22 protein-coding genes, 1 tRNA gene and 1 pseudogene are annotated in these 25,262 nt (G+C 69.0%); 7 read left to right on the top strand and 17 right to left on the bottom strand.

What is annotated here, in order from left to right:
* Positions 1-152 precede the first annotated feature (152 nt).
* Complete coding sequence (locus AC07NS_RS06730) at positions 153-3,209, top strand: DUF4982 domain-containing protein (protein WP_494602350.1); 3,057 nt, start codon at positions 153-155, stop codon at positions 3,207-3,209.
* Between the two features lie 146 nt (positions 3,210-3,355).
* Here AC07NS_RS06730 and AC07NS_RS06725 read toward each other — a convergent pair whose 3' ends face one another.
* Together AC07NS_RS06725 and AC07NS_RS06720 are read right to left on the bottom strand one after the other, a co-directional pair.
* Positions 3,356-3,973: a hypothetical protein gene (locus tag AC07NS_RS06725; RefSeq protein WP_494602349.1), complete on the bottom strand. Its 618-nt coding sequence runs from the start codon at positions 3,971-3,973 to the stop codon at positions 3,356-3,358.
* The gene (locus AC07NS_RS06720; RefSeq protein ID WP_494602348.1) at positions 3,973-4,278 is read right to left on the bottom strand and encodes a PadR family transcriptional regulator; all 306 of its coding nucleotides are present in this window, start codon (positions 4,276-4,278) and stop codon (positions 3,973-3,975) included. The genes AC07NS_RS06725 and AC07NS_RS06720 overlap by 1 nt, the downstream gene beginning before the upstream one ends.
* A gap of 315 nt (positions 4,279-4,593) precedes the next feature.
* Here AC07NS_RS06720 and AC07NS_RS06715 point away from each other — a divergent pair, with 315 nt between their 5' ends.
* Together AC07NS_RS06715 and AC07NS_RS06710 are read left to right on the top strand one after the other, a co-directional pair.
* A complete protein-coding gene (locus AC07NS_RS06715) occupies positions 4,594-6,669 on the top strand; it encodes a TonB-dependent receptor plug domain-containing protein (RefSeq protein WP_494602347.1) in 2,076 nt (691 codons plus the stop codon).
* Between the two features lie 59 nt (positions 6,670-6,728).
* Positions 6,729-8,843 carry a discoidin domain-containing protein gene (locus AC07NS_RS06710; RefSeq protein WP_494602346.1) on the top strand — a complete coding sequence of 705 codons (2,115 nt, stop codon included), beginning with the start codon at positions 6,729-6,731 and terminating at the stop codon, positions 8,841-8,843.
* A 186-nt stretch (positions 8,844-9,029) separates the two neighbouring features.
* Here the strand turns inward: AC07NS_RS06710 and pgi are convergent, their stop codons facing one another.
* Entirely contained in the window at positions 9,030-10,649 is a 1,620-nt protein-coding gene (gene pgi / locus AC07NS_RS06705; RefSeq protein WP_494602344.1) for a glucose-6-phosphate isomerase, read from the bottom strand.
* 103 nt (positions 10,650-10,752) lie between these two features.
* Here pgi and AC07NS_RS06700 point away from each other — a divergent pair, with 103 nt between their 5' ends.
* Positions 10,753-11,244, top strand: a complete 492-nt coding sequence (locus tag AC07NS_RS06700) for a hypothetical protein (protein WP_494602342.1) — start codon at positions 10,753-10,755, stop codon at positions 11,242-11,244.
* Positions 11,245-11,435: 191 nt separating this feature from the next.
* Here AC07NS_RS06700 and AC07NS_RS06695 read toward each other — a convergent pair.
* Positions 11,436-12,037, bottom strand: a pseudogene (locus AC07NS_RS06695) (thioredoxin family protein).
* Between the two features lie 191 nt (positions 12,038-12,228).
* Between AC07NS_RS06695 and AC07NS_RS06690 the strand changes: the two are divergent.
* Entirely contained in the window at positions 12,229-12,966 is a 738-nt protein-coding gene (locus AC07NS_RS06690) for a DUF1353 domain-containing protein (RefSeq protein ID WP_494602340.1), read from the top strand.
* Between the two features lie 6 nt (positions 12,967-12,972).
* Here the strand turns inward: AC07NS_RS06690 and AC07NS_RS06685 are convergent, their stop codons facing one another.
* On the bottom strand, positions 12,973-13,155 hold the full coding sequence (locus AC07NS_RS06685; protein ID WP_494602338.1) for a hypothetical protein: 183 nt from the start codon (positions 13,153-13,155) through the stop codon (positions 12,973-12,975).
* Positions 13,156-13,244: 89 nt separating this feature from the next.
* Between AC07NS_RS06685 and AC07NS_RS06680 the strand changes: the two genes are divergently transcribed.
* A complete protein-coding gene (locus AC07NS_RS06680; protein ID WP_494602337.1) occupies positions 13,245-13,694 on the top strand; it encodes a hypothetical protein in 450 nt (149 codons plus the stop codon).
* Here the strand turns inward: AC07NS_RS06680 and AC07NS_RS06675 are convergent.
* The 3 genes from AC07NS_RS06675 to AC07NS_RS06665 all read right to left on the bottom strand — a co-directional run bounded on the left by AC07NS_RS06675 (position 13,691) and on the right by AC07NS_RS06665 (position 17,977).
* Entirely contained in the window at positions 13,691-14,905 is a 1,215-nt protein-coding gene (locus AC07NS_RS06675; RefSeq protein WP_494602335.1) for an acetamidase/formamidase family protein, read from the bottom strand. The two genes, AC07NS_RS06680 and AC07NS_RS06675, sit on opposite strands and share 4 nt — an antisense overlap.
* Positions 14,906-15,075: 170 nt before the next feature.
* Positions 15,076-15,651, bottom strand: a complete 576-nt coding sequence (locus AC07NS_RS06670) for a LysE family translocator (RefSeq protein WP_494602833.1) — start codon at positions 15,649-15,651, stop codon at positions 15,076-15,078.
* Between the two features lie 127 nt (positions 15,652-15,778).
* Complete coding sequence (locus AC07NS_RS06665; protein WP_494602334.1) at positions 15,779-17,977, bottom strand: protein-disulfide reductase DsbD family protein; 2,199 nt, start codon at positions 17,975-17,977, stop codon at positions 15,779-15,781.
* A gap of 110 nt (positions 17,978-18,087) precedes the next feature.
* Between AC07NS_RS06665 and AC07NS_RS06660 the strand changes: the two genes are divergently transcribed.
* The gene (locus tag AC07NS_RS06660) at positions 18,088-18,480 is read left to right on the top strand and encodes an acyl dehydratase (RefSeq protein ID WP_494602333.1); all 393 of its coding nucleotides are present in this window, start codon (positions 18,088-18,090) and stop codon (positions 18,478-18,480) included.
* 169 nt (positions 18,481-18,649) lie between these two features.
* Here AC07NS_RS06660 and ptsN read toward each other — a convergent pair whose 3' ends face one another.
* The 9 genes from ptsN to AC07NS_RS06615 form a co-directional block, all read right to left on the bottom strand.
* Positions 18,650-19,117, bottom strand: a complete 468-nt coding sequence (ptsN, locus tag AC07NS_RS06655) for a PTS IIA-like nitrogen regulatory protein PtsN (RefSeq protein ID WP_110120469.1) — start codon at positions 19,115-19,117, stop codon at positions 18,650-18,652.
* A gap of 85 nt (positions 19,118-19,202) precedes the next feature.
* Positions 19,203-19,838 carry a ribosome hibernation-promoting factor, HPF/YfiA family gene (gene hpf / locus AC07NS_RS06650; protein WP_494602332.1) on the bottom strand — a complete coding sequence of 212 codons (636 nt, stop codon included), beginning with the start codon at positions 19,836-19,838 and terminating at the stop codon, positions 19,203-19,205.
* A 52-nt stretch (positions 19,839-19,890) separates the two neighbouring features.
* Positions 19,891-20,502, bottom strand: a complete 612-nt coding sequence (locus AC07NS_RS06645) for an exopolysaccharide biosynthesis protein (RefSeq protein ID WP_110120467.1) — start codon at positions 20,500-20,502, stop codon at positions 19,891-19,893.
* Positions 20,503-20,621: 119 nt separating this feature from the next.
* Positions 20,622-22,121, bottom strand: coding sequence for an RNA polymerase factor sigma-54 (rpoN, locus tag AC07NS_RS06640; RefSeq protein WP_494602331.1), 1,500 nt, complete (start codon positions 22,119-22,121; stop codon positions 20,622-20,624).
* Positions 22,122-22,314: 193 nt separating this feature from the next.
* Complete coding sequence (gene lptB / locus AC07NS_RS06635; RefSeq protein ID WP_494602329.1) at positions 22,315-23,076, bottom strand: LPS export ABC transporter ATP-binding protein; 762 nt, start codon at positions 23,074-23,076, stop codon at positions 22,315-22,317.
* Positions 23,077-23,086: 10 nt separating this feature from the next.
* A complete protein-coding gene (locus AC07NS_RS06630; protein WP_494602328.1) occupies positions 23,087-23,638 on the bottom strand; it encodes an LptA/OstA family protein in 552 nt (183 codons plus the stop codon).
* Between the two features lie 30 nt (positions 23,639-23,668).
* Positions 23,669-24,295, bottom strand: a complete 627-nt coding sequence (gene lptC / locus AC07NS_RS06625) for an LPS export ABC transporter periplasmic protein LptC (protein WP_494602327.1) — start codon at positions 24,293-24,295, stop codon at positions 23,669-23,671.
* A 14-nt stretch (positions 24,296-24,309) separates the two neighbouring features.
* On the bottom strand, positions 24,310-24,927 hold the full coding sequence (locus AC07NS_RS06620; RefSeq protein WP_110120462.1) for a ribonuclease D: 618 nt from the start codon (positions 24,925-24,927) through the stop codon (positions 24,310-24,312).
* A 158-nt stretch (positions 24,928-25,085) separates the two neighbouring features.
* Positions 25,086-25,172: transfer RNA gene (locus AC07NS_RS06615), tRNA-Leu, on the bottom strand.
* Positions 25,173-25,262: the final 90 nt, after the last annotated feature.

The raw sequence follows: 25,262 nt of genomic DNA, 5'->3' as shown, positions 1-25,262 counted from the left end.
GACCAGCGCGCATCGACTTGGTCGGCATTTCTCACAATGCGGGATGCAGTCCACAATTGTGAGATCGACTTGACACAAGGACAGCGGTCAAGCCACATCTGCGTCCAACGATAAATTGGCCTGACCAATAACAAGTAGCTTGGGAGAGGTTCATGCGGCGCACCCGGAACCGTTCAACGCACCTTCTGACCCATCTGGGCCTGGCCGGCCTGCTGAGCCTGACGGCCGCGCAAGCCCTCGCCCAACGCCTGGACGCCCCGTTCAACGACGGCTGGCGGATGACGACCGGCGACGTCCAGGGCGCCTCAGCGCTGGAGTTCGACGACGCCGCCTGGAAGCCCGTCACCCTGCCCCGCGCCTTCAACGAGGACGAGGCCTTCGCCCGCGACATCCACGATCACTCGACCGGGATCACCTGGTACCGCAAGCGCTTCGTGCTGCCCGCCGACAAGGGCCCAGCCGTGGGCGGCCGGGCGATCCTCGACTTCGAGGGCGTGCGTCAGGCCGGCGACGTCTATGTCAACGGCGTGCTGGCCGGCGGTCATGAGAACGGCGTCACCGCCTTCGGCGTCGATGCGACCAAGCTGCTGAAGCCCGCCCCGTTCGTGAACGTCATCGCCGTGCGGGTCGACAACGACTGGAAGTACAAGGAGCGCGCCACCGGCAGCGGCTTCCAGTGGAACAACAACAACTTCAATGTGAACTACGGCGGCATCCACCGCGCGGTGCGCCTGCACCTGACCGGCGACCTGCACCAGACCCTGCCGCTCTATTCCAGCCTGGGCACGACCGGCGTCTACGTCTGGGCCGACGGCTTCGACATCAAGGGCCGCGCCGCGACGGTGCATGCCGAGAGCCAGGTGAGGAACGATGGCGCCAGGCCGCGCACCTTCGCCTATCGGGTCACGCTGAAGGACGCCGACGGCAAGCCGGCCGGCCAGTTCACCGCCCCCGCCGTGACCATCGCCCCGGGCGAGACCAAGACGGTCTCGGCCAGTAAGCGCCTTTCCGACCTGCACTTCTGGAGCTGGGGCTACGGCTATCTCTATGCGGTGACCACCGAGTTGGTGGAGGACGGCAAGGTGATGGACAGCGCCCTCACCCGCACCGGCTTCCGCAAGACCGAGTTTCGGAACGGGACCGTCTTCCTCAACGACCGCGCCATCCAGGTGCACGGCTACGCCCAGCGCACCAGCAACGAGTGGCCTGCCCTGGGCACCGACATTCCGCCTTGGATCAGCGACCTTTCCAACGGCCTGATGGTGGAGAGCGGCGGCAATCTGGTGCGCTGGATGCACATCGCCCCCGCCCGCCAGGACGTGGAGTCGTCGGACCGCGTCGGCCTGCTGCAGGCCATGCCGGCGGGCGACGCCGAGAGCGACGTCACCGGCCGCCGCTGGGACCAGCGGGTCGAGGCCATGCGCGATGCGATCATCGCCTTCCGCAACAACCCGTCGATCGTCTTCTACGAGGGCGGCAACGAGAACATCAGCGAAGACCACATGGCGCAGCTGAAGGCGGTGCGCGACCAGTACGACCCACACGGCGGCCGGGCCATCGGCTCGCGCGAGATGCTCGACAGCAAGGTCGCCGAGTACGGCGGCGAGATGCTCTACATCAACAAGAGCGCCGGCAAGCCGATGTGGGCGATGGAATATTCCCGCGACGAGTCCGCCCGGAAATTCCAGGACGCCTTCACCGCGCCGTTCCACGCCGACAGCCCCGACTACAACCGCAACCAGGACAGCATGGTCGCCGAGACCGTGCGCCGCTGGTTCGACTACTGGCGCGAACGCCCCGGCGGCGGCGAGCGGGTCAGCTCGGGCGGGGTCAACATCATCTTCTCCGACAGCAACACCCACTTCCGCGGCGACAACAACTACCGCCGCAGCGGCGAGGTGGACGCCATGCGCCTCCCCAAGGAGGGCTTCTACGCCCACCAGGTGATGTGGGACGGCTGGGTCGATGTCGAGCAGCCGCGCGCGCGCATCGTCGGCCACTGGAACTATGCGGCCGGCGTGGTGAAGGACGTCACGGTGGTGTCGAGCGCCGACAGCATCGAGCTGGTGCTGAACGGCAAGTCGCTGGGCCAGGGCGTGAAGTCGGACGGCTTCCTCTTCACCTTCAAGGGCTTGGCCTATGCGCCCGGAACCCTGGTCGCCATCGCCCGCGACGCCAAGGGCAAGGAGGTCGCCCGCGACGAACGGGTCACGACCGGCCCGGCCGTCGCCCTGCGCCTGACGCCGCGCACCGGCCCCGGCGGCTGGAAGGCCGACGCGGCCGACGTGGCGCTGGTCGATGTCGAAGCGGTGGACGCCGAAGGCCGCCGCGTGCCGACGGCGCTCGACACCGTCAGCTTCGACGTGGCCGGTCCAGCCGAATGGCGCGGCGGCATCGCCCAGGGCGATTCCAAGAGCGCCGCGAAGCCGACCGACACGCCGGTCTCGGCCTCGGGCGAGCCGGTGACCAAGGGCCCGGCGGGCGTCGATGCGGTGACCCAATACGCCGGCGCCAACCGCAAGGACGACAACTACATCCTGGCCAGGACCCTGCCGGTCGAGGGCGGCGTCAACCGCGTGGCCCTGCGCTCGACCCTGGCGGCCGGCAAGGTGACGGTGACCGCCACGGCCGAAGGGCTGAAGCCGGCGACCATCACGCTGGACGCCGTCGCCGCGTCGAGCGAGGCCCCGCTCCTCCCCGTCAGCCTGGCGCGCGGCCCGACCCCGGCGACGCCGGCGTTCAAGGTCCGCCGCGACACGCTGGGGCCGGCGAAGATCCTGGCCGGCTCCAACGCCGACACCGCCGGCGCCACCACCGACGACGACGAGACCACCCACTGGGCCAGCGACGGCAAGCTGGAGAACGCCTGGATCGAGTACGACCTCGGCAAGCCCCAGGTCGCCGACGAGGTGGTGCTGAAGCTGATCGGCTGGCGCCTGCGCTCCTACCCGCTGCGCATCACCATGGACGGCCAGGTGGTCTATGAGGGCGAGGCGCCCAAGAGCCTCGGCTACGTCACCCTGCCGCTCAAGCCGGTGAAGGGGTCGCGCCTGCGCATCGCCCTGACCGGGGCCACGGCCGACCGCGACGGCTTCGGCAAGATCGTCGAGATCACCGGCGCCAAGGCCGGCTTCGACACCGGCGCCGAGAAGGTCAAGGCCGGCGGGGCCCTGGGGATCATCGAGGCGGAGATCTATCGGAAGCGGTGACAGCCCCCCTGCACTCGTCATTCCCGCCCAGGAACCGGGGATATCTACCGCCACCGGCAACCCACCCAGAAGCGGACAGATTCCATGTCGGCTAGGGGTGGTTGTGGGACGCTTCTGCGCGCTAACGCGCTCTAGGTCCTAGCCATCTAGCGACGCGTAAAGCTCCAATGTTCCAGCTTGGCCAGGCCGTGCCCCATGGCCAACATCATTGCGATCAGAAGAATGTAAATCACCGGGAACGTAATGCCGCCGCCTCCAAGCGCTGGCATGGCGAGCGCAAGCGCGGCGACAATCATGCTCGTCCAAGCGAGGCGCCCGATACTGCCACGTAGCAGCAGCACCGCGGCGACGAGATGCAACGCTCCAAAAGCAGCCATGACGCCTTGCTGCCATAGCCAATGACTGAGCGGTAGGTCGCCGACAATGCGTACCCAGCTTTCGCAACGCGTTCCGCAGGCGGTGAAACCGGGATCCGCGAGCAGCCGCATTTTCAAGGCGACATTGGACCACAGCTGAACGACGTGCAGCAGCCCGAACAGACTCGCCGCGAGTGCGGTAGCCAAACGAGCGGAGAAAGCCAGAACGGCGAGAACGCTCATCCGTTGACTATAGGCGGCGACAACGCAGCCCAGCGCGAAATCTAAAGCGTCGCTCGCGCTTTCGATATGATCGAGTTCGACAACCATCGCGCGGGCCTGCGTCGGTCGTAGGGGGGCGATCACCGCCGCCGCATGAGTGACTAGACACTTGGCGAGCTTGCGCATCAGGCCATGCTCGGCTTCAGATTTACCACTACGGCGGGGGACGTTGCCCAGGTCTGCGCAAAAACGATCCCGTCCGCCGTCAGGCGATAGGCGTGCCTCGCGGGGCGTCCTGACGCGTCGGCATTGCGCCACTCGGCTTCAAGCAAGCCCTGACGCGCCCAGCGATCAAGGAGAGGGTAGAGCGTGCCCGCGCCTACACTTGTCTCCTTGGTCAGATCGTAGCCGTGACGCCAGTTCGCCGGTGCGGCGAGGAATGCCGCGAGCAGTGCCTGAGCCGCTGCTGAGGGTTTGCGTATCGATGCCATACACCCATACTCGATATATATCGATTTGAGTCAATATCCCAACGACGTCAATGACAACATATAGTTTCTGAGCGACCGCTATGGGTGAGGCGAAGCTGGCCCCGACGCCTCATCAAGGCACTCAGATAGCGTCATGAGCGAGTGTCAGACTCGGTCAACACCCGCGACAAGGGCGGGCATGACGGGACAAGAGCGAGGTTCGTCAACCTGAACTTCCCGTAATGATTTCCTATATTTAATCCACATTTCAGCCGTTTAATTTGAGATCGGCGCCTCCACGCGGCAAGACCTTCCCCGGGATTGAGGGGAAGTTAGATGTCCAAGTCCGTGTTGTTCGCCGGGGCCGCCCTGGCGCTGTGCATTGCCGCTGGAGCCGCCCAGGCCGCCGATGCGCCGCAGGCCGCCCAGGCTCCGGTTCCGACCGGCCCGACCAGCCAGGCGCCGATGGACGACGCCGCCCAGAAGGGCGTGCTGGTGTTCACGCCGGACTTCTTCGCCACCCTGCAGCCCAACACCGCGCTCGACATGGTCGATCGCCTGCCCGGCTTCGTGGTCAACGACGGGGCCGGCACCCGCGGCTTCGAGGGCTCGGTCGGCAACATCCTGATCAACAACAACCGCCCGGCCTCGAAGAACGACACCGGTTCGAACGTGCTGTCGCGCACCCCGGCCAATCAGGTCGAACGCATCGAGCTGATCCGCGGCGGCGCGCCGGGCATCGACATGCAGGGCTATGGCGTGGTCGCCAACGTGATCCTCAAGAAGGGCGTCAGCCGCCAGTCGGTGCTGACCCACAACAGCGCCATCTTCTTCGGCGGCCGGGATCTCTACGGCGGCTCCTACCAGTTCACCGCCCGCAACGGCGAGAAGAGCTGGGGCGTGACCCTGTCGGACGGCATCAGCTCCAGCGACTCCAACGGCGCCGGCCGCCTGACCCGCAAGAGCGCCGCCGGCGCCCTGCTGCGCGACGAGAGCTATCTGAACGACGGCTACGGCGGCAGCACCGGGATCCGCGGCAACTTCTCGGGCCCGGTCGCCGGCGGCAAGCTGGAGGCCACCGCCAAGTACGGAATCAGCAACTGGGACGAATGGCAGGAGACCGCCTCGTCCACCGCCTTCCGTCGCAGCGCCTACGAGGAAGACAACAAGTCGGGCGAGCTGGGCCTGACCTACACCCGCCCCCTGGCCCCGCGCTGGGCGCTGGAGACCCGGGCGATCCACGAGTTCAGCAGCTATGACGAGGTGGCGACCTACGGCCAGACCGTCAGCGGCGTCGCCGGCGACCAGGAGCGCTTCACGGCCGAGGGCAAGACCCAGGAATCGATTCTGCGCGCCCTGGTGCGCCACGAGCGCTCGGCCAGCCTGACGATCGAGGCCGGCGGCGAGGTCGCCTACAACATGCTCGACGTCGACCAGGCCTATTCGGTGGGCGGAACACCGGTCGTGCTGCCCTCGGCCTCGGTCAAGGTCGAGGAGCTGCGCGGCGAGCTCTTCACCAAGGGCACCTGGCGGGTCAGCCCCAAGCTGACCCTGGAGGGCGGCCTGCGGCTGGAGACCTCGACCATCAGCCAGTCGGGCGACGCCGACCAGGAAGAGAGCTTCTTCTACGCCAAGCCCCGCTTCCAGGCGACCTGGACGCCCAAGGCCGGCCACCAGCTGCGCTTCCGCTTCGAGCGCGAGCTGGGCCAGCTGGACTTCGGCGACTTCGCCGCCTCGGCCGAGTTCGGCGACGGCAACGTCTACGCCGGCAACGTCAACCTCGTGCCCGAGCAGCGCTGGATCTCGGAACTGACCTATGAGCGCCGGTTCTGGGGCCAGGGCGTGGTCGCCCTGACCCTGCGCCACGACGAGATCGTCGGCGTCATCGACCGCCTGCCCCTGCCCGGCGGTCTGTCGGCGACCGGCAACATCGGCGACGGCACGCTGGACAAGCTGGCGCTCAACATCGTGGTTCCCACCGACAAGCTGGGGATCAAGGGCGGCCGCTTCACCTTCAAGAACGACTGGAACCAGACCAAGGTCACCGACCCGACCACCGGCCAGGAACGGCCGATCTCGCAGGTGCGCCCGACCCAGGCCAATATCGGCTTCGAGCAGGACATCGTTTCCTGGAAGACCCAGTGGGGGATCAACTGGCTGCCGCTGCTGGGCCAGGGCACCTACGGTCCCGACCAGACCAGCAAGTGGCGCGGCTCGAACTATTACGAGGCCTTCGCCGAGTACAAGCCGACCCCGACCCTGGCCATCCGCGCCCAGCTGAACATCTGGGACGACTTCGTCGTCACCCGCACGGTCTACGCCAGCCGCAGCCCGCGCACGGTGGACTATGTCGAGGTGCGCGACATCGATCCGCGCACCTTCGTGCAGTTGCGGGTGCGCAAGACCTTCTAGGAGCGTTGACGGCGGCGCGGGGCCGGGCCAAAGGCCGATCCTCCCGACGGAGGTCGTCCATGCGTCGCCCGGTTCTCGCCCTGCTGATCGCCTGCGCTGGGCTCGCCGCCTCGCAGGGTCATGCGGCGAGCCCAGCGGTCGACACGGTGACCATCGACCTGACGGCCGGGCGTCCCGCCAACCGCATCGATCCGGCCGCCGCCCTCGGGGCGGGGCTGGACGGCATGGGCCGCGGCGAGGTCGCACCGCTCTACACGCCCCACAACGTCGCGCGCATGCGCCAGGGCGGCCTGAAGCCGATCACCTATCGCCTGCGCACCGAACTGGGGATCGAGGCCTGGCATTGGAACCCACGCGGAAGCTGGAGCGACGGCGCCCATAGCCAGGGCTACTGGACCTCCAGCGACCAGCCCGGAGCGCCGATCCGCCTGAGCCACGGCTACGCCCTGCCCCGGCGTGGCGACAGCGTCGACAACGCCAACAACAGCGGCTTCTCGCGGCTCGACGACGGCGATCCGGAGAGCTTCTGGAAGTCGAACCCGTATCTCGACCCGCGCTACACCGGCGCGCCGGCCCTGGCCGAATGGGCCAAGTTCGACCTCGGCGCCGACGGACCGGTCTCAGCCGCGCGCGTCCGCTGGGGAACGCCTTACGCCGTCGCCTATCGGGTGCAGCACTGGGTGGGGGTCGATGAATACGACCCCGTCGGCCGCTGGGTGGACTTCCCGGGCGGAGCGATCACCGACGGTCAGGGCGGCGAGGTGCTGCTGCGGTTCGCAAAGCCCGTCGAAGCTCGGTTCGTTCGCATACTGATGACTTCATCTTCGGGGACCGCGCCGACCGGCTCGGCCGACGTGCGAGACGGCCTTGGCTACGCCATCCGCGAGGTCGGGTTCGGGACGATCGACCCCAAGGGGGCCTTCGTCGACCGCGTGCGCCACGCCCGCTCCGGACGCGGACAGACCTACGCCCAGGTGTCGTCGACCGATCCCTGGCACCGGGCGATCGACCAGGACCGCGACCTGGAGCAGCCGGGGATCGACCTGGTCTACGCCAGCGGCCTGACGAACGGCCGGCCGATGATGGTCCCGGTCGGCGTGCTCTACGACACCCCCGAGAACGGCGCGGCCCTGATCCGCTACCTGCGTCGTCGCGGCCATCCGGTGACCCAGGTCGAGCTGGGCGAGGAGCCCGACGGCCAGTATGTGGACGCCGAGAGCTACGGCGCGCTCTATCTGGCTTTCGCCAAGGCCCTGGGCGCGATCGATCCGTCCCTGGTCTTCGGCGGCCCCAGCCTGCAGAGCGGCGTCGCCGACACCTGGCTGGACGAGGATCCCGACCACTCCTGGACCCGGCGGCTGATGCGTTATCTGCGCCAACGCGGCGAGATCGGGCGCCTCGGCTTCTTCTCCTACGAGCGCTACCCGTTCGACGACCTGTGCGGCGACATCGAGGACAAGCTGCGCGAGCAGACCACGCTGAACGCGGCCCTGTTCCAGCGCTTCGCCGACGACGAGATCCCGGCCGACATCCCCTGGGTGATCAGCGAGTACGGCTTCTCGGCCTATTCGGGCCGGGCGATGGCCCAGATGCCCAGCGCCCTGCTGAACGCCGACATCGTCGGCCAATTCCTGACCTTGGGCGGGGACGCCGCCTATCTGTTCGGCTACGGCCCCAACGTGCCGATCAACCAGCACCTGGCCTGCGCCGGCTACGGCAACATGATGCTGTGGCAGGCTGACGCGAAGGGCCAGGCCCGCTGGCCGATGCCGGCCTACTGGGCCGCCCGGATGATGACGCACGACTGGGCCGCAGCCGGCGGCGGGACGCACGAGGTGTGGCCGGCGAGCGGAGCGGCGCTCGACGCCAAGGGCCGGCCGCTGGTCACCGCCTACGCTCTGCGCCGACCGGACGGGCGCTGGGCGGTGATGCTGGCCAATCGCGACAAGGGCCACGCGCGGCGGATCGCGCTGGATCTGCTGACCGACCAGGGCCGGCGGCCGGTCATGGGACCGCTGGACGTCGTCCAGTTCGGGCCTGCGCAATACGCCTGGCGCGACGCGGGGCCGAAAAGCCGGCCCGCGCGCTCGCTGCCGCCCCGGCGGTTCACGACGTCGGCCGGCGCGCTGACGCTGCCGGCCTATTCGCTGACCGTGGTCGACTGGAAGGGCTGAGGGCGGATCGACGGTCGGTGTCTGCGTCCCCAACCCGTTTTCCCCGCGAAGGCGGGGACCCAAGCTGACGTTCAGGAGGAGGCGAGGCTGCGGATACCCTACGGACTCGGCTTGGATCCCCGCCTTCGCGGGGAGGCTCGATGAAAAATCGGCTCGAACTCGTGAATGTCGCCCCGCCCCAGGCTTCTACTTCTTCAGGCGCTGGATCAGGGCGCTGGTCGAGGCGTCGTGGTCGCCCACGGCGCCGGCTTCCAGTTCCGGCAGGATGCGGCCCGCCATCACCTTGCCAAGCTCCACGCCCCACTGGTCGAAGCTGTTGATCCCCCAGATCACGCCCTCGACGAAGGTCTTGTGTTCATAGAGGGCGATCAGGGCGCCGAAGGTCTGCGGCGTCAGGCGATCCAGCAGCACCAGGGTCGACGGACGGTTGCCGGCGAAGGTGCGCTGGGGCGCCAGGGTCGCGATCTCGGCTTCCGAGACGCCCTTGGCCTGCAGCTCGGCGACCACGTCTTCCGTCGTGCGGCCGACCATGAAGGCTTCGGCCTGAGCCAGCAGGTTCGACAGCAGCTTCTCGTGCATGCCGGCCGGCCCTTCGTCCGACTTGGCCAGCCCGATCAGCTCCATCGGGGTGATGTCGGTCCCCTGGTGCATGCACTGGAAATAGGCGTGCTGGACGTTGGTGCCCTCGTCGCCGAACACCACGGTGGCGGTGCCGCGCGCGGCCGGCTGGCCGTTCGGGCCGACCGACTTGCCGTTGCTCTCCATCTCCAGCTGCTGGAGGAACGAGGCCAGGCGACGCAGGCGGTGCGAGTACGGAACGACCGAGCGGGCGCGACGGTCCAGGCCGTTGCGGTTGAAGATCTGGGCCAGGGCCACCAGCACCGGGGCGTTCTTTTCCAGCGGCGCCGAAGCGAAGTGGGCGTCCATCTCGGCCGCGCCGTCGAGGAAGCCCTGGAACACGTCCCAGCCGGCGGCGACGGCCACCGACAGGCTGACCGCCGACCACAGCGAATAGCGGCCGCCGACCCAGTCCCAGAAGCCGAACACCCGCTCGTCCGCCACGCCGAAGGCCGAGGTCTTGTCCAGCGCGGTCGACACGGCGGCCAGGTGGGCGTTGGCGCCCTGCTCGCCCACGGCCGCGACCAACCAGGCGCGGGCGGCGGCGGCGTTGGACATGGTCTCCTGGGTGGTGAAGGTCTTGGAGACCACCACGACCAGGGTTTCTTCCGGATCGAGGTCGGCCGTGGTCAGCAGGAACTCGGCGCCGTCGACATTGGCCACGAAGCGCAGGTCGATCTCGGGCTTTACCGGACGGAGGGCGTCCCACAGCAGGCGGGGACCCAGGTCGCTGCCGCCGATGCCGATGTGCAGGATCGCCTTGAACGGCTTGCCGGTCGCGCCCTTGATCGCGCCCGAACGGACGGCCTCGGCGAAGGCCTTCATCCGGGTCCGGACAGCCTCGACGTCGGCCATCACCGAGACGCCCTGCGCCTTGATATCGGCGTCGGCCTTAGCGCGCAGGGCGACGTGCAGCACGGCGCGGCCTTCGGAACTGTTGATCGCCTCGCCGCCCAGCATGCGGGCGCGGGCGCCTTCGACGTCGGCGGCGTGGGCCAGGTCGAGCGCGGCTTCCAGGCCGGCTTCGTCCCAGGCCTGCTTGGAGAGGTCCAGATGCAGGCCGGCGACGTCGAGGGTCAGGGTCTCGAGGCGTTGGGGCTCGGCGTCGAAGAACTCGACGATGCGCTTCTCCCCGGCGGCCTTGGCGGCGGTTTCCAGGCGGGTCCAGGCGGCGTCGAGATCGGACACTAGCGTCTCCTATGATGGTAAAACGGTGTTTACGGACGCGGGCTTACCAAAGGTCAGTCTCGGCGTCATGAAGACCAATGACGTTTTTCGCCTGGAGCGCATGATGTCCTGCGACGCGATCGCCTTTTCCGCCATGTTGTGGCTGGCTTCGACCGGTTCGGCGGCGCCTGTCGACCAGGCTCCGGCCGTGGTGCAGCCGGGCCAGGCCCCGGCTTCGGTGGCGGGCGAGCCGCTGTTCGCCGACATCGTCAAACGGGCCGGCGCACTGAAGGGCCAGACCGAGGCCTATCGTCAGGCCTTGCCCAAGGACGCGACGGCCGCGGCCATGCCGCTCTCCGGCTTCACCGCCTTCAAGGCCGAGATCGAGGCGCTGTCGGCGCTAGACATGAAGGGCCACGTCACCCTGAAGGAGCGCGGCGCGGTCGATGACCTCAAGTGCATCCTGCGCGGCATCAGCCAGGACCTGCCCGAAAAGCTCGCCGCCATGTCGGCCGCCAAGACCGTCAAGGAGCAGGACCTGGCCCTGCGCGACATGGTCTATCTGCTGAATGACAACGTCGAGGTCATCACGGCGCCCCCGCAGCCGGCGGCTTGAGCTTTCCCTCTACCCTACCAAGCCCGTCATCCCGGAAAGCGCGCAGCGCTTATCCGGGACCCAGGGGCCGCCGCACTACGCCGGCCGCCGCGCGAGCGCCCAGCCTGGACGCGGCGCCCAGCCCCCTGGGTCCCGGCTCTTCGCTACGCTTCGGCCGGGATGACGAGGAAGGGGCGCGCGAGAGGTTTCCCCTACGCGTCCTTGTACTTCACCGCACACCCGTACGGCTGGCTCGCCGGCACGGCCACCTTGCGGCCGGCCTTGAGGTCGGCCAGCGCGGCGGCGACGTAGTTCTTGGCGCCGGCGATGTCCTCGGGCTTGTTGCTGGGCTTGTCGTCGATGGCGCCCTGGTAGACGACCTGGCCGGCCGGATCGATGACGAACATGTGCGGGGTGGTCTTGGCCTTGTAGGCGGTGGCGATCACGCCGTCGGAGTCGAGCAGCAGGGTGGTCGGCTTGGCGCCCTTGGCGCTCATCCAGGCCTTGGCTTGGCCGCCGTCGGCGAAATAGCCCTGCTTGCCGGGGGCCGAGGAGGCGACGCTGAGCCAGACCACGCCGTCGGCCGTGGCGGCCTGCTGCAGGCCCTGCATGTTCCCGGAGTAGTGCTTCTTCACATAGGGGCAGCCCTCGTTGACCCATTCGAGCACGACGGTCTTGCCCTTGAACTCGGCCAGCGAGCGGGTCTTGCCGTCGATGTCCTTGGCGGTGAAGCCCGGGGCCGGCGCGGCGAGCGCGAAACTGGGGCGAGCACGACCAGCGGGGCGCTGGCGACGATCAGGCGACGGGTGATCATGGGGAACCTCCGAGGGGGCGACAGTCGGCGTTGCGAGACATTCTCACGGATCGCCCTGCGGTGGAACAGCGCACCGGACGCGCAATCTTTTGTCGCGGACGGCCAAGCTTGCCCATGACCGCTTGATCCGCCGCATTTCGGCCGCCAGAAGACGGCATCGCTCGCCCCGTTTCTCCCCGAACGCCACGATCATGACGCTCCGCTCCAAGCTTTCCCTCGTCGCCGCCCTCGCTGCTGGCCTGACCCTGGCCGCCTGCACGACGACCAAGGAGACTACCGTCTTCGTGCCGGTGGTGGCGCCGACCCCGCCCAGCTCGCTGACGCCGCAGCCGATCATGCTGTTCAACCAGGCCAAGGAGGGGCGCAAGCTCTTCACCCTGGAGGCCGAGTTCCCCTATTGCGACGTCGAGACCGGCAAGGTGATCGTCGTGCCGCGCTGGTACGTCACCGACTTCGCCAGCGTGCCCTGGTATGGCCAGGGCTTCATCGACCCGCAGGGGCCGACGGCGCGCGCCGCCATCGTCCACGACTGGCTCTATGCCGTGGGCGAGCCGGGCAAGCGGGCCGAGGCCGACGCCATCTTCCTGCGCGCCATGCTGAAGTACGGGGTCAAGCCGTTCCAGGCCAACCTCGCCTACCAGGCCGTCAAGACCGGGGGCGAGCGCGGTTACGCCCTGCCCGGCGACTGGGTGTTCATCGACCCGCGCCGCCAGGACGTGCGCCAGCCGCCGCCCTTCGCCCGGCCCAAGACCGGCGCGGTACGGATCATGCCGCGCTGCCAGGGCTTCGAGGCGCTGATCCAGACCGGCTGGCGGGCCTATCCCCTGCCCCGGCCGGTGATCGCCGCGCCGCCGCCGGTGACGACCACGCGCACGCCGATCGACGACGTGAAGGCGCGCCTGCCCTGGGGCGGCGACAAGAAGAAGTAGCGACCGCTAGCGGCGAGGCCGGAACCGGACCATCGCGGCGAGGCCGAGCAGCAGCACGGCCATGATCAGCAGCGCCGGGTTCGGCGCCCGCCCGGTTGTCAGCGGCCAGGCGGCGGCCAGCGCGAAGGCGACGCCGATCGCCACGAGCGCTCCGACGCGCCCCCGAAGGTTGCGGATGAGATCGTCCATGGGTTGAAACTCACACAGGACGCGCGAGGGGACAAGGCCGCGCTCTTTCCGCCATTGCCGAGCTTGAGCGCCGGTCGTACGGCTAGGCCATGCTCGACTTCCTGTGGACCCTGAAGGGCTCGATCCCGCTGGACCCGACGGCTTCCTACGGGGGCGTGCTCGACCGCGTGGCGACCCTGCTCGAGCAGCAGAACAAGCCGCCCCGGCGCGTCGAGGCCAATGTCGTGACCTTCAAGACGCCGTTCTCGTCGTTTCGGCGCAGTTGGAAGGCCCTGCAGATCTACAACGAAGGCCGGTTCTGGACCGAGCACGGCCTGGATGGGCGGGTGCTGCGCTATCAGCTGAACTGCCTGCACCTGCTGCTGGCCTGCGCGCTGTTCGCCGTGTTCTTCGCCTTCATTTCCTTCAAGGCTGGGCCGGGCGAGGAGGACGTCACCCAGCACGGCGCCTACCTGCTCGCCGCGGTCTACGCCGCGAACTTGCTGGTGGGCTGGCTGCGCGCCACGCGGGTGATCCGCCAGGCCGTGCGCGGTCGCTAGGGCTTCTTGGCGAGCCCGCGCAGGCGGGCCTTGTCGAGGCTGAGCGCCAAGCCGGCGTTGCGGCCGGCCAGGGTCGCCACCCGGTACTCGGCTGCGCCGCCGAGGATCAGCGAGGCCTCGGAGGGGGTCAGGCCATAATCCTGCTCCAGCCACTGGATCATCGCCCCCGTCGCCGCGCGCGCCGCCTCGTCCAGCGACGAAGCCTGGCCCAGCACGGTGATCCGATCGGCGGTCTCGATGCGCGGCGCGGCCAGCGGCCGGGCCGGCAACAGCTCGACGCTGAACTCGACGTCCAGCGAGGTCTCCAGCGCCCACTGGGTGGTCTCGCCGTCGCCTTGCAGGGCGTGGCCGTCGCCGAGGAACAGCATGGCCCCGGGCTGGAACACCGGCAGGTAGACGGTGGCCCCCTCGCCGATCCCGTTGAAGTCCATGTTGCCGCCCCAGCGGCCGCTGTCGCCCGCCGACTGCGGCGGGAAACCGAAGTCCGGCGCCACGCCCAGCCCGCCCAGCATCGGCCGGACGGGGACGGCATAGTCCTTGAGCCGCGCGGGCGGATCCTCCAGCCTCGCCAGCCCGGCCGCGCGGTCCAGCCGCCAGCGGACCGGCTTGCCCAGCCCCGCCGAGCGCGCGGCCAGGCCCAGCGACATGGCCCGGCCGGCCACCCCGTCCAGGCTGTCGGCATAGTCGCGATTGAGCGTCAGCTTGCGGATGTGGACCGCCAGCACGTCGCCGGCCTTGGCCCCGGCGACGAAGAACGGCCCGGTCTGGGGATTGCCATAGAGCGCCGCGACCTTGCCCTGCTCGTCGACGCCGCCGGAATCGATCGTGCGGGTCGCCACCACGTCGCCAGGCCGGATCACAAGGGCCGGCGGCAGGTCGGCGGTGAAGGTGTTGGAGAAGCTGGCGGGCGAATAGGTCACCCGCCCCAGCGGCCCCGTGGGGATCTCCAGCCGCAGGGCGGTGAAGGCGTGGCGCGCTCGCGCCTTGTTGCTGGTGTCGGGATAGTCGGCCCAGCCGGTCAGGACGCCGTCGCGCTGCGTGGCCTCATAGCGGTGCGGCACGCCGTGGCTGTCGATGGCGACGAAGCTGAGCTTGTCGCCCCGCCGGTTGCCCGTCAGGGTCCAGTCGTCGACCGCGCCCGAGAGCGCGTCACCCTTGGCGTCCAGCGTCAGCACCGCATGCTCGGCGTTGCCCCATCGATCGACGGACATCAGCCAGGTCTGAGGCGCGGCCGCCGCAGGCCCCGTCAACGCCAGAAACGCCCCGAAAGCCGCCCCAAAGACCGTCCAAGCCCGCATCTCGCCCTCCGCCCCTGGGGTGCGCGCCGCACGGTAGCGACGTGGCGAAAGGTGACAAATGAAGCTTCTGACAGGTTGCGCGCTCAGGCCTTCGCCGCCGCCAGCCGCAGGCCCAGGCCGACGAACAGCGCGCCCATGGCCCGCTGGAGCCAGAGCGCGACCCTGGCGTTGCGGCGCAGGCTCGTCGTCAGGCGCGCGGCCAGAGCGATCAACACGAGATTGATGATGATCGCCGTCATGTTCGCCGTAACGCCCAGCAGGATCAGCTGCGCGGTCACGTGACCGGCCGCCGGCTCCACGAACTGCGGCAGCAGGGCGACGTAGAACACCGCCACCTTCGGATTGAGCACGTCGCTCCAGAAACCCTGCCAGAAGATCGCGCCCAGACCGGCCCCGCGCATCTCGCCGTCAGCCAGTTCGCTGGCCGCCGTCCGGCTGAGCAGGGCGCGGACGCCCAGATAGACGAGATAGGCCGCGCCCGCCCATTTGACGATCTCGAAGGCCGTCGCCGAGGCCAGCAGCAGGGCCGACAGGCCCGCCACGGCAGCCGCCAGATGCACATAGGCGCCGGCGTTGATCCCCAGTGCGGCCATGGCGCCGGCCCTTCGCCCCTGAGCCAGGGTGCGGGTCAGCATGTAGGCCATGTCCGGTCCGGGCACGAGCACCAGGACGACGCTGGCCGCGAGAACAGCAGGTAGGCGTGCAGGCTCATGCGGTGATGATTGCGCGCATTCCCGACGGCGCAACCTCAAACCGCAACGCCCGCCCGAAGGCGAGCGCGGCTGCTCAGCCCTTGGCCGCCTTCTCCACCGCTTCGATGACAAGGCCCTCGGTCAGCAGCTGGGGCAGGATGGCGGGCGCGCCGCCGCCCTTGGGATAGACCAGATAGAGCGGCACGCCGGCGCGGCCCTGCTCGGCCAGGGCCTTGGCGATCGTGGCGTCGCGCTTGGTCCAGTCGGCCTTCAGCAGGACGGCGTTCGAAGCCTTGAAGGCGTCGGCCAGCCGCGCGCCCGACAGAGCGGTCCGCTCGTTGACCTTGCAGGTCACGCACCAGTCGGCGGTGAAGTCGACCATCACCACCTTGCCCTCGGCCTGAAGGGCGGCGACGCGCTCAGGGCTCCAGGGCTCCGACGAGAGGCCCGGGCCGGCGGCCTCGGCTGTCTGCGGATCGGAGACGGCGGCCGGGGCCGGGACCTGCAGGGCGCCGACGGTCAGGGCGATCCCGCCGGCGAGGCCGGCCAGGGCGAAGCCGAAGGCGACCAGCGGGGTCTTGCCGGCGAACCGGCGCGTCTCGCCCAGGCCGTAGGCCCAGGCGGCGAAGGCGACCAGCACGGCGGCCGCCAGCAGCAGGGCCAGGGCGATCCCGCCGGCCTGCTGGCTGAACACCCAGACCAGCCAGGCGGCCGCGCCGTACATCGGGAAGGCCAGGGCGTGCTTGAGCACGTCCATCCACGGACCGGGCCGGGGCAGCTTGCGCAGCAGGCCCGGAACGAAGGCCAGGATGACGAACGGCGCGGCGAAACCGAGCGCCAGGGCCAGGAACACCAGCAGGGCGAAGGCCGGCGGCTGGGTCAAGGCGAAGCCGAGCGCGCCGGCCATGAACGGCGCGGTGCAGGGCGCGGCGACGATCACCGCCAGGGCCCCGGTCAGGAAGGCCCCGGCCAGGCCCGAACCGCCCGAGACGCGGCCGGCCGCCCCTTGCGCGGCGGCGCCGACCTCGAACACGCCCGAAAGGTTCAGGGCGACCAGCAGCATCAGCAGCGACAGCACCGCCACCACGGCCGGCGATTGCAGCTGGAAGCCCCAGCCGACCGCCTCGCCGCCGGCGCGGACGGCGATCAGCAGGCCGGCCAGCGCCAGGAAGGTCGCCACCACGCCGACCAGGAAGGCCAGGCCCTGCACGCGGGTCTTGCCGGCGTCGTGGGCGTGGGCGGCCAGGCTGGCGGCCTTCATCGACAGCACCGGGAAGACGCAGGGCATCAGGTTGAGGATCAGGCCGCCGAGAAAGGCGAACAGCAGGGCGACCGGCAGGCCGCCCGCGAGGCCGGAGGCGGCCGCGCCGCCGTCCGACGACGAGGAACCGCCGGTCGCGCCGGCGCCGGCCGCGGGAAGCGAGCCTAGCCCTACAGAGCCCGGAAGCGGTGCGCCCTCGGCGGCAGTGACTTCGTAGGCGCCGCCCTTGGTGGCCACGACGCCGACCAGTTCCTTGACCGGCTCGGTGGCCTCGGGGCCGAAGGCGAAGCCAGGCGTCAGGGTCAGGGTCAGCCCCTCGGGCCCGCGCTCGATGGCCTGGGGCGGGGCGTGATCGATGACCTGGCCGGAGTAAGGAAAGAAGTAGGCGTCGGCGAAGTCGCCGCCCTTCAGGGCCGCGCCAGTGACCGACAGCTTCACCTTGTCGCCGTCGCGGGCCCACACGGCCTTGAGGCCGGCCGGCTTGGGGGCCTTGGCCAGCACGGTCGCGACCGTCTCGCCCCACTTGGGATCGGGCTTGGCCGGGCCCGCGACCACCGGCAGGGTCAGGGTGACCACCGCGTCCTCGGGAACGCAGATCTCCTCGCAGACCAGGAAGGCGGCGGCCGCCTTGAGGGTGACGGTCTGCCCCGGCTTGGCCGTGGCCGGCACGGTGATCGGCACGGGAAGCAGCACCTCGCCGTTATAGGCGTAGTCCTGAAGCGGCCCGACCCGCACCCGTTCCGGGGTCGGCCAGACGATGTCGCCGGCGGTCCAGCCGGCCGGCAGGGTCCAGACGATCTTGGTGGCGTCGCCGGCGTCGCCGGGATTGCGCCAGTAGGTGTGCCAGTGGGTCTGGATCTTCTGGCGCAGGGCCACGAACACCGTCGAGCCGGGCACGGCCGCGGCTTCCTGGGAAACCAGCTCGACCTCCAGGTGGCCGGTCTTGACCACGTCGGCGCGGGCGGGCCCCGCTGCGGCGGCGAACAGGGCCACGGGAGCCAGGACGGCGGCGAACAGACGGCGCAACAGCATCGGCGACCTTGCAAAGAAAACTCGCGAAGACACATGGCCCGTGCGCGCGCTCTCGACAACCGTCAAGCCGCCGTGGTCAGGTCGGGGACCGCTTCGAACCAGGGGAATTCATGCCCGCTTCCTTCGACGACATCGAGATCGGCCAGGTCGTGACCCTGGGAACGACGGTGGTGGACGAGCGGGCCCTGGCCACGTTCATCGCCGCCTTCCAGCCCGGCTGGGACCCGTCGCTGGGCGCGCCCGACGCCATGGTCTTCGCCATCTGGACGCGGCTCGACAGCGAGGCCACCGCGGACTGGCCGCAGACCAAGCGGGTGGGCGTCGACGCCCTGCGCTGGCTGCGCAACCCGCCGGTGGGCGAGTTGCTGCGCGGCCGCATGACGGTGATGGGCAAGGACCCGGTCGGCGAGGGCAAGGGCATCATCATCGCCCAGCAGGACCTGCTCGACGAGGCCGGCCGGCTGGTGTTCTCGTGCCTGACGCGGAGCATATTCGCCAGATGATCCCCTCTCCCCTTGCGGGAGAGGGTGGCCCTGCGGAGCAGGGTCGGGTGAGGGGTCGAAAGTCCTCTCAGCCGCGACGGCTGACAGGCTGGGCGCGGCGTGTGATTTTTGAGAGACCCCTCATCCGTCGGCTAACGCCGACACCTTCTCCCGCAAGGGGAGAAGGAGGCTAAGCCGCCGTCGGGGTCGCGGTCTCGCGGGCCAGCAGCACGTGCACGGCGTCGGCCGAGCGGGCCTGACGCAGCTGCTCGCGCAGGTCGGGCTGGCGCAGCATGCGCGAGACGCGGGCCAGGGCCCGCAGGTGCTGGGTGTTGGCCTCGGGCGGGGCGAACAGGGCCAGGAACAGATCGACCGGCTTGTCGTCGAGCGCGTCGAAGGCGACCGGGGTTTCCAGGCGGACGAAGACGGCGCGGACGCGGTCCAGGCCCGGCACGCGGGCGTGCGGCAGGGCCACGCCCTGGCCCACGCCGGTGGAGCCGGCGGCTTCGCGCTCGATCAGGCCGTCCAGCGCGAGGTCGGAATCGACGCCCAGCACGCGGCCGGCGACATCGGCGATGACGCCGAGCACCTGGCGCTTGTCCTTGGCGCTGACGCGGAGGGTCACAGCCCCCTGGTCAAGAAGATCGCCGATCATCATGGACTTCAACTAGCTCGCTCTATGCCGGCCGCCGAAACACGGCCGCCGCGGTCCCGGAAACGCGCCGGGACCGCTTAGGCTCCAGCTAGCTCAGGGTCGAGCCGTTTCCGTTCAGCGGCTTGGTGCGCTCGGGGTCGATCCAGCCGATATTTCCGTCCGGCCGGCGGTAGACCACCGACAATCCGCCATGGGCGGCGTTCCTAAACACGATTGCCTGGGACTCGGTCAAGTCCAGTTCCATGACAGCCATCGAAACGGTCATCGTCTTGAGGGCGGCCTGGGTTTCGGCGATGACCATGGCCGAGGGCGCGCCGGCGGGGTGGGCTTCCTCCGTAGCCCAATCTTCCTGGTCGCCGCTGTCCTCGCCGTCGGGCGCGCGCAGCACGTAGAAGGCCGCGTTCTCGGCCTGCTTGGCGGTGGCGGCGATCGAGTGGCTCTTCAGCCGCTGCTTGTACCGCCTTATGCGCGTCTCGATCTTGGCCAGGGCCTGGTCGAACGCCATGTGGGCGTCGCCGCCGGAGCCGTGGCTCAGAAGCTGCTGACCCGAAGCCAGCTTGACCGAGCAATCGACGCGGAAGGCGTAACCCTCCTTGCTGATCACGACGTCGGCGTCACCGCCGCGGTCGAAATACTTACCGATGCTCAGGGTGATTTCGTCGGCGACTCGCGCTCGCAGAGCCTCACCAACGTCGACATGCTTGCCGGAGATTTGGACTTGCATGCCCTATCAACGCGCCCGTCTGGGGGCGGTGTCAAGCGGGAGCAAAACGGCCTCAGAAGAGTCCCGAAAAGACCCCGATCAGCTTCTTGACGGCGGCCGTCACGACACCTGCACTGACGAAAAGCAGGGCCGTGCTGCCCAGCGCCATCAGATAGCCGAGAAGGGCCAGCAGGCCGTCGCGCTGCAGCAGGGCGAGCGCCAGGACGGCGACGGTCGCGCCAGGCGCCAGATTGCCCAGCGGGATGGGCAGGATCAGCACCAGGGCCAGCAGGGTGCAGACCACGCCGATCAGGCGCTCGCCGCCGGCCGCGAACAGGAAGCCGAGCCTTGGCCGCGTCACCACCTCCAGCCGGCGCAGGACCGGCGTGATCTTGCGGAACAGGCCCCTGAGGTCGTCGCGCTTCAGCGGCTTTTCGGCCAGCCCCTCGGGCAGCCACGGCGCGTTGGCGCCCAGGGCGATCTGCGGCGCCAGCAGCAGGATCGGCAGCGACAGCAGGGTGGACGAACCCGGCGGCAGGGGCAGGCAGTTGAGCAGGCCGAACACCAGCAGCGTCGCCCCGAAGGCCCGGCTGTCGAAAGCGTCCAGCATCTGACCGACGGTCAATACGGGCCGGGGGTCGTCGCCGAACCCCTCGATCACGTCGGACAGTTTCTCCTGGCTCATGCGCGGTCCTGTTTCACCCATCCCTATAACGCGGGAAGCGGCCGGACCGCTTGCTCGAAAGCGTCACAGGCAGGGAGAAACCGGGTGCGGCGTCGCGTCGCAGGGGGCGGAGGACCTGCTCAGCAGGCTTCCTTGATCAGCCGGCGGCGCTCCACCGACGACGGGATGCGCATGGCCTCGCGATACTTGGCCACGGTGCGGCGGGCGATGTCGACGCCGGCGGCCTTCAGGATCTCGACGATGCGGTCGTCGGAATGGACGTCGGCCTCGCGCCGCTCGGCGTCGACCAGGCCCTTGATCTTGTGGCGGACGCTGGCGGCCGAGTGGGCCTCGCCGCCTTCCGACGACTGGATGGCCGAGGTGAAGAAGAACTTCAGCTCGAACACCCCGCGCGGGGTGGCGACGTACTTGTTGGAGGTGACCCGGCTGACCGTGCTCTCGTGCATGCCGATGGCGTCGGCGACGGTCTTGAGGTTCAGCGGGCGCAGGTGCTCGACGCCGTAGGCCAGGAAGCCGTCCTGCTGGCGCACGATCTCGCTGGCCACCTTGAGGATGGTCTTGGCCCGCTGGTCGAGGCTTTTGACCAGCCAGTTGGCGCTGGCGAAACTGTCGGAGACGAAGGTCTTTTCCTGGTCGCTGCGCGCGCCCTTGGAGACGCGGGCGTGGTAGCGCTGGTCGACCAGCACGCGCGGCAGGGTGTCGGTGTTCAGCTCCACGTGCCACATGCCGCCCAGGCCTTCGCGCACGTGCACGTCGGGCACCAGGGTCTGGGGCGGATCGCTGTGGAAGGCCGCGCCCGGACGGGGCGTGAGGCCGCGGACCTCGGCGATCATCTCGCGCAGGTCCTCGTCGTCGACGCCGCAGATCCTGCGCAGCGCGACGAGGTCGCGGCGGGCCAGCAGGTCGAGATTGTCGAGCAGGGCGGCGATGGCCGGGTCGTAGCGGTTGGCGTCGCGCAGCTGCAGCTCCAGGCACTCGCGCACGTCGCGGGCGGCCACGCCGCTGGGCTCGAAGCCCTGGACGACCTTCAGCACGCGCTCGACCCGGTCCAGTTCGCAGCCCAGGCGCTCGGCGATCTCCCAGAGGTCGGCGCGCAGGTAGCCGGCGGCGTCGACGGCGTCGATCAGGATGGCGGCGATGGCCTCGTCGGCCGGCGACAGGCCGGCCAGGACCAGCTGGCCGTTCAGATGCTCGGAAAGGGTCTCGGGACGGTTCAGGGCGCCTTCGAAATTGTCGTCGCCCTCGAAGCTGCCGCCGCCGCCGGCGCGCGACCAATCGATCTGGCCGCCGGCGTGCTCGGCGCCGAAGCTTTCGCCGTCGCCGGTGGCGCGCTCGCCGGGGGAGACGTCGTCGCCGGGGGTGTCCAGCTCGCGGTTGGCCGCGGCGTCCGACACGTTTTCCATGCCCAGGTTCTCGACGGCCCGTTCGGGCTCGCCGTCGCGCTCGACCTCGCGCTCGCTGTCGTCGCGTTGCAGCAGCGGATTACGCTCGAGCTCGGCCTCGACGAAGGCGTCGAGCTCGATGTTCGACAGTTGCAGAAGCTTGATGGCCTGCTGCAGCTGCGGCGTGATGACAAGGCCCTGGCCCTGCCGGATGTCGAGTCTTGGGCTGAGCGCCAACGCGCCCTCCTGGCAAATCGAACGAAACTTACGATCGCCATTGAAAGGGCAGTCTGGTTAACGGGGCGCGAACGCCAGCAAATATCGGGCCAGTGCGACCATCCGTCCTCGGAAAAAGAAAAAGGCCTTGCAGAACAAGGCCTTTCTCGAGATCCATGCGGCAGGTCGCCCCGCCTCAATCGTGTCCGAGGGCTTAAGCGCGCTCGGCGAAACTGTCGCCCAGGTAAACCCGGCGCACTTCCGGATTGTCGACAATCTCCTTAGGCGAGCCCTCGAAGAGCACCTCGCCGGCGGCGATAATCGAGGCCCGGTCCACCATGTCCAGCGTCTCGCGGACGTTGTGGTCGGTGATCAGGATGCCGATGCCGCGGTTCTTGAGGTAGTTCACGACCTCGCGGATGTCGGAGATGGCCAGAGGGTCGATGCCGGCGAAGGGCTCGTCGAGCAGCATGAACGACGGCTCGCTGGCCAGGGCCCGGGCGATTTCCACGCGGCGGCGCTCACCGCCCGACAGGGCGACGGCCGGCGACTTGCGGATATGGGTGATCCGCAGCTCTTCCAGGATGCCGGTGACCGTCTCGCGGGCCTTGCGCGCGTTCTTCTCGCGCATCTCGACCACGGCCATGACGTTCTGCTCGACCGTCATGCCGCGGAAGATCGAGGCTTCCTGCGGCAGGTAGCCGACGCCGAGGCGGGCGCGCTGGAACATCGGCTGGGCCGTGATGTCCTCGCCGTCGAGATAGATCGAGCCGTAGTCGGCGGCGATCAGGCCGGTGACCATGTAGAAGGTGGTGGTCTTGCCGGCGCCGTTGGGACCCAGCAGGCCGACGACCTCGCCGCGCTTGAGGCGCAGGGAGACGTTCTTGACCACGGCCCGGTCGCCGAAGGTCTTGCCGACGCCGTCGACATAGAGACCATCTTCGGTCGCGCCGCCCGCAAGGGTTTGAAACTGCATTTATACGGCCTCAGGGCTTGGCGGCGGGCTTCTTGGAGTCGTCCGACGTGCTGGGATAGACCACGGCGCGCACGCGGTTCTTCTTGCCGGCGCCCTTGACGCTGGACTCCATGCGCACGTCGTTGGTCTTGGTGTTGACCACCATGCGGTCACCGCGCGCCACGTCCTGGCCCTGCACGGCCACCACGTTGCCGGTCACCACGATGGTGTCGGAGGAATAGTCGTAGGTCGCCCGGTCGCCGCGCACCACCTGCTTGGGGGTGACGTAGAAGACCTCGCCCTCGGCCTCGACGCGGTCGACGTTGCCGCAACCGTTGCCGCCGTCGCCCTTGGCCTTCTTCTGATTGTAGAGGGTCATCTTGGCGGCGCGCAGGCGCGAGGTCTCCTGCAGCACCTCGACGGCGCCGCGGAAGATGGTCTTGCACTGGCTGGTGATGGTCTCTTGCTCGTCGGCCGAGATGTCGACCGGCGCGCTGGAATTGTTCTGCGCCATGGCCGGGCCGACCGCCAGGCCGCCCAGGAGGCTCGCGGCGAGCCCAGCGGCCGCCATTGCTCGTTTCATCGAACTCGCCCTCATCTGTCGCATCGTCCTCTAGTTTCCCTCGCCGACGCGATCGAGGCGCGTGCGGACTCCACCGCGGAAAACGACGCGGTCGCCCTTGTCATATACGGAATAAGCGTTGGATTTCACCTGTCCTGTGGGGCCTTCGCCCTGCAGCACGGATTCTCCGGTGATCACGCCGGTCTTGGTGTCGACGAAAGCCTCGTCCGACGCGAAGCGATAGCCGCCCCCGTCGTCCATGCGCACGTCGCCGCGCAGCACGAGCTTGAGGTTGTCCTCGCGATAGACGCCGCTCTTGGACGTCACCCGGCTGGGCTTGGGCTCGTCGATGCCCAGGGTCAGGGTCGGATCGTCCAGCAGCACGCGCTTGAGGTCGGCGTCGTCACGCACCGCCGAGCGGGCGGTGATCAGGAAGGCGCGCCCGTCGCTCGACTGGCCATAGAAGCGCGGGTTGAGCATGCGGATCTGGGCCTGCGGCCTCTCCGGCGCGCGTTCGGCGGCCGTCACCGTCAGCCAGACCACCTGGCCCACGGCCGAGCCGATCAGGGCCAGGATGGCGACGGGCAGGGCCGCGCGCGCGGCCCGGACCAGGCGCGAGCGCCGGCGCCAGCGCCGCAGATCGCGCTTGAAGCCGCTCCTCATCGCCACGTCCGACACCGTCCGGGTCTCCCTTAAGCGTGCGCGAAGATGTCGACGTCTTCCCAACCGGCCAGGTCGAGCGCGGCGCGGTGGGGCAGATAGTCGAAGGCGGCTTGAGCGAGCGCCATGCGGCCCTCGCGCACCAGCATGGTGTTCAAACGCTCACGCAGGCCATGCAGGTGCAGGACGTCCGAGGCGGCGTAGGCCACCTGTTCGGGGCTCAGCGAGGCCGCGCCCCAGTCCGAGCTCTGCTGGGCCTTGGACAGCTCCACGCCCATCAGTTCGCGCGTCACGTCCTTGAGGCCGTGGCGGTCGGTATAGGTGCGGGCGAGCTTGGAAGCGATCTTGGTGCAGTACACAGGCGCCGTCATGACGCCCAGATGCAGCAGGAACATGGCGATGTCGAAGCGGCCGAAGTGGAAGAGCTTCAGCACGGCCGGATCGGTCAGCAGCTTCTTCAGGTTCGGCGCGTGATAGGTCGAGCGGTCCAGGCGCACCACGTGGGCGTCGCCGTCGCCGGACGACAGCTGCACCACGCACAGCGGATCGCGCCCGAGGCGCAGGCCCATGGTTTCCGAATCGATGGCGATCGCCGTCGCCCCGGCGAACACGCCGTCGGGCAGGTCGCCTTCATGAACAAAGCTGGCCAAGTGTCTTTCGTCTCCACGCGTCGGCGTCGTCGCGAACGGCGCCGCTCCGACGCCTTATAGTGGGACGCCGGCGATGCACGCCAGATGAACCGAATATCTATTGCATGGAAAGCTTGGAACCACCCCGCTCCTCGCATCTGCGAGGGTTGGTAAGGGGGTGGTGCCCAGGAGAGGACTCGAACCTCCACGACCTTTCGGTCACTGGCACCTGAAGCCAGCGCGTCTACCAATTCCGCCACCTGGGCCCGCGGCGCAACCCGTTGGGCCGCTGCGAGGGCCGGACGTTTATGCAAAGGTTCTGACGGCGTCAATCGCATTTCTCACTTTTCTTGCGA

The sequence above is a fragment of the Caulobacter sp. GW821-FHT10A10 genome, assembly GCF_059415745.1.
The sequence above is the reverse complement of the archived record's forward strand: the minus strand, read 5'-3'. Positions and strand labels throughout refer to the sequence as shown.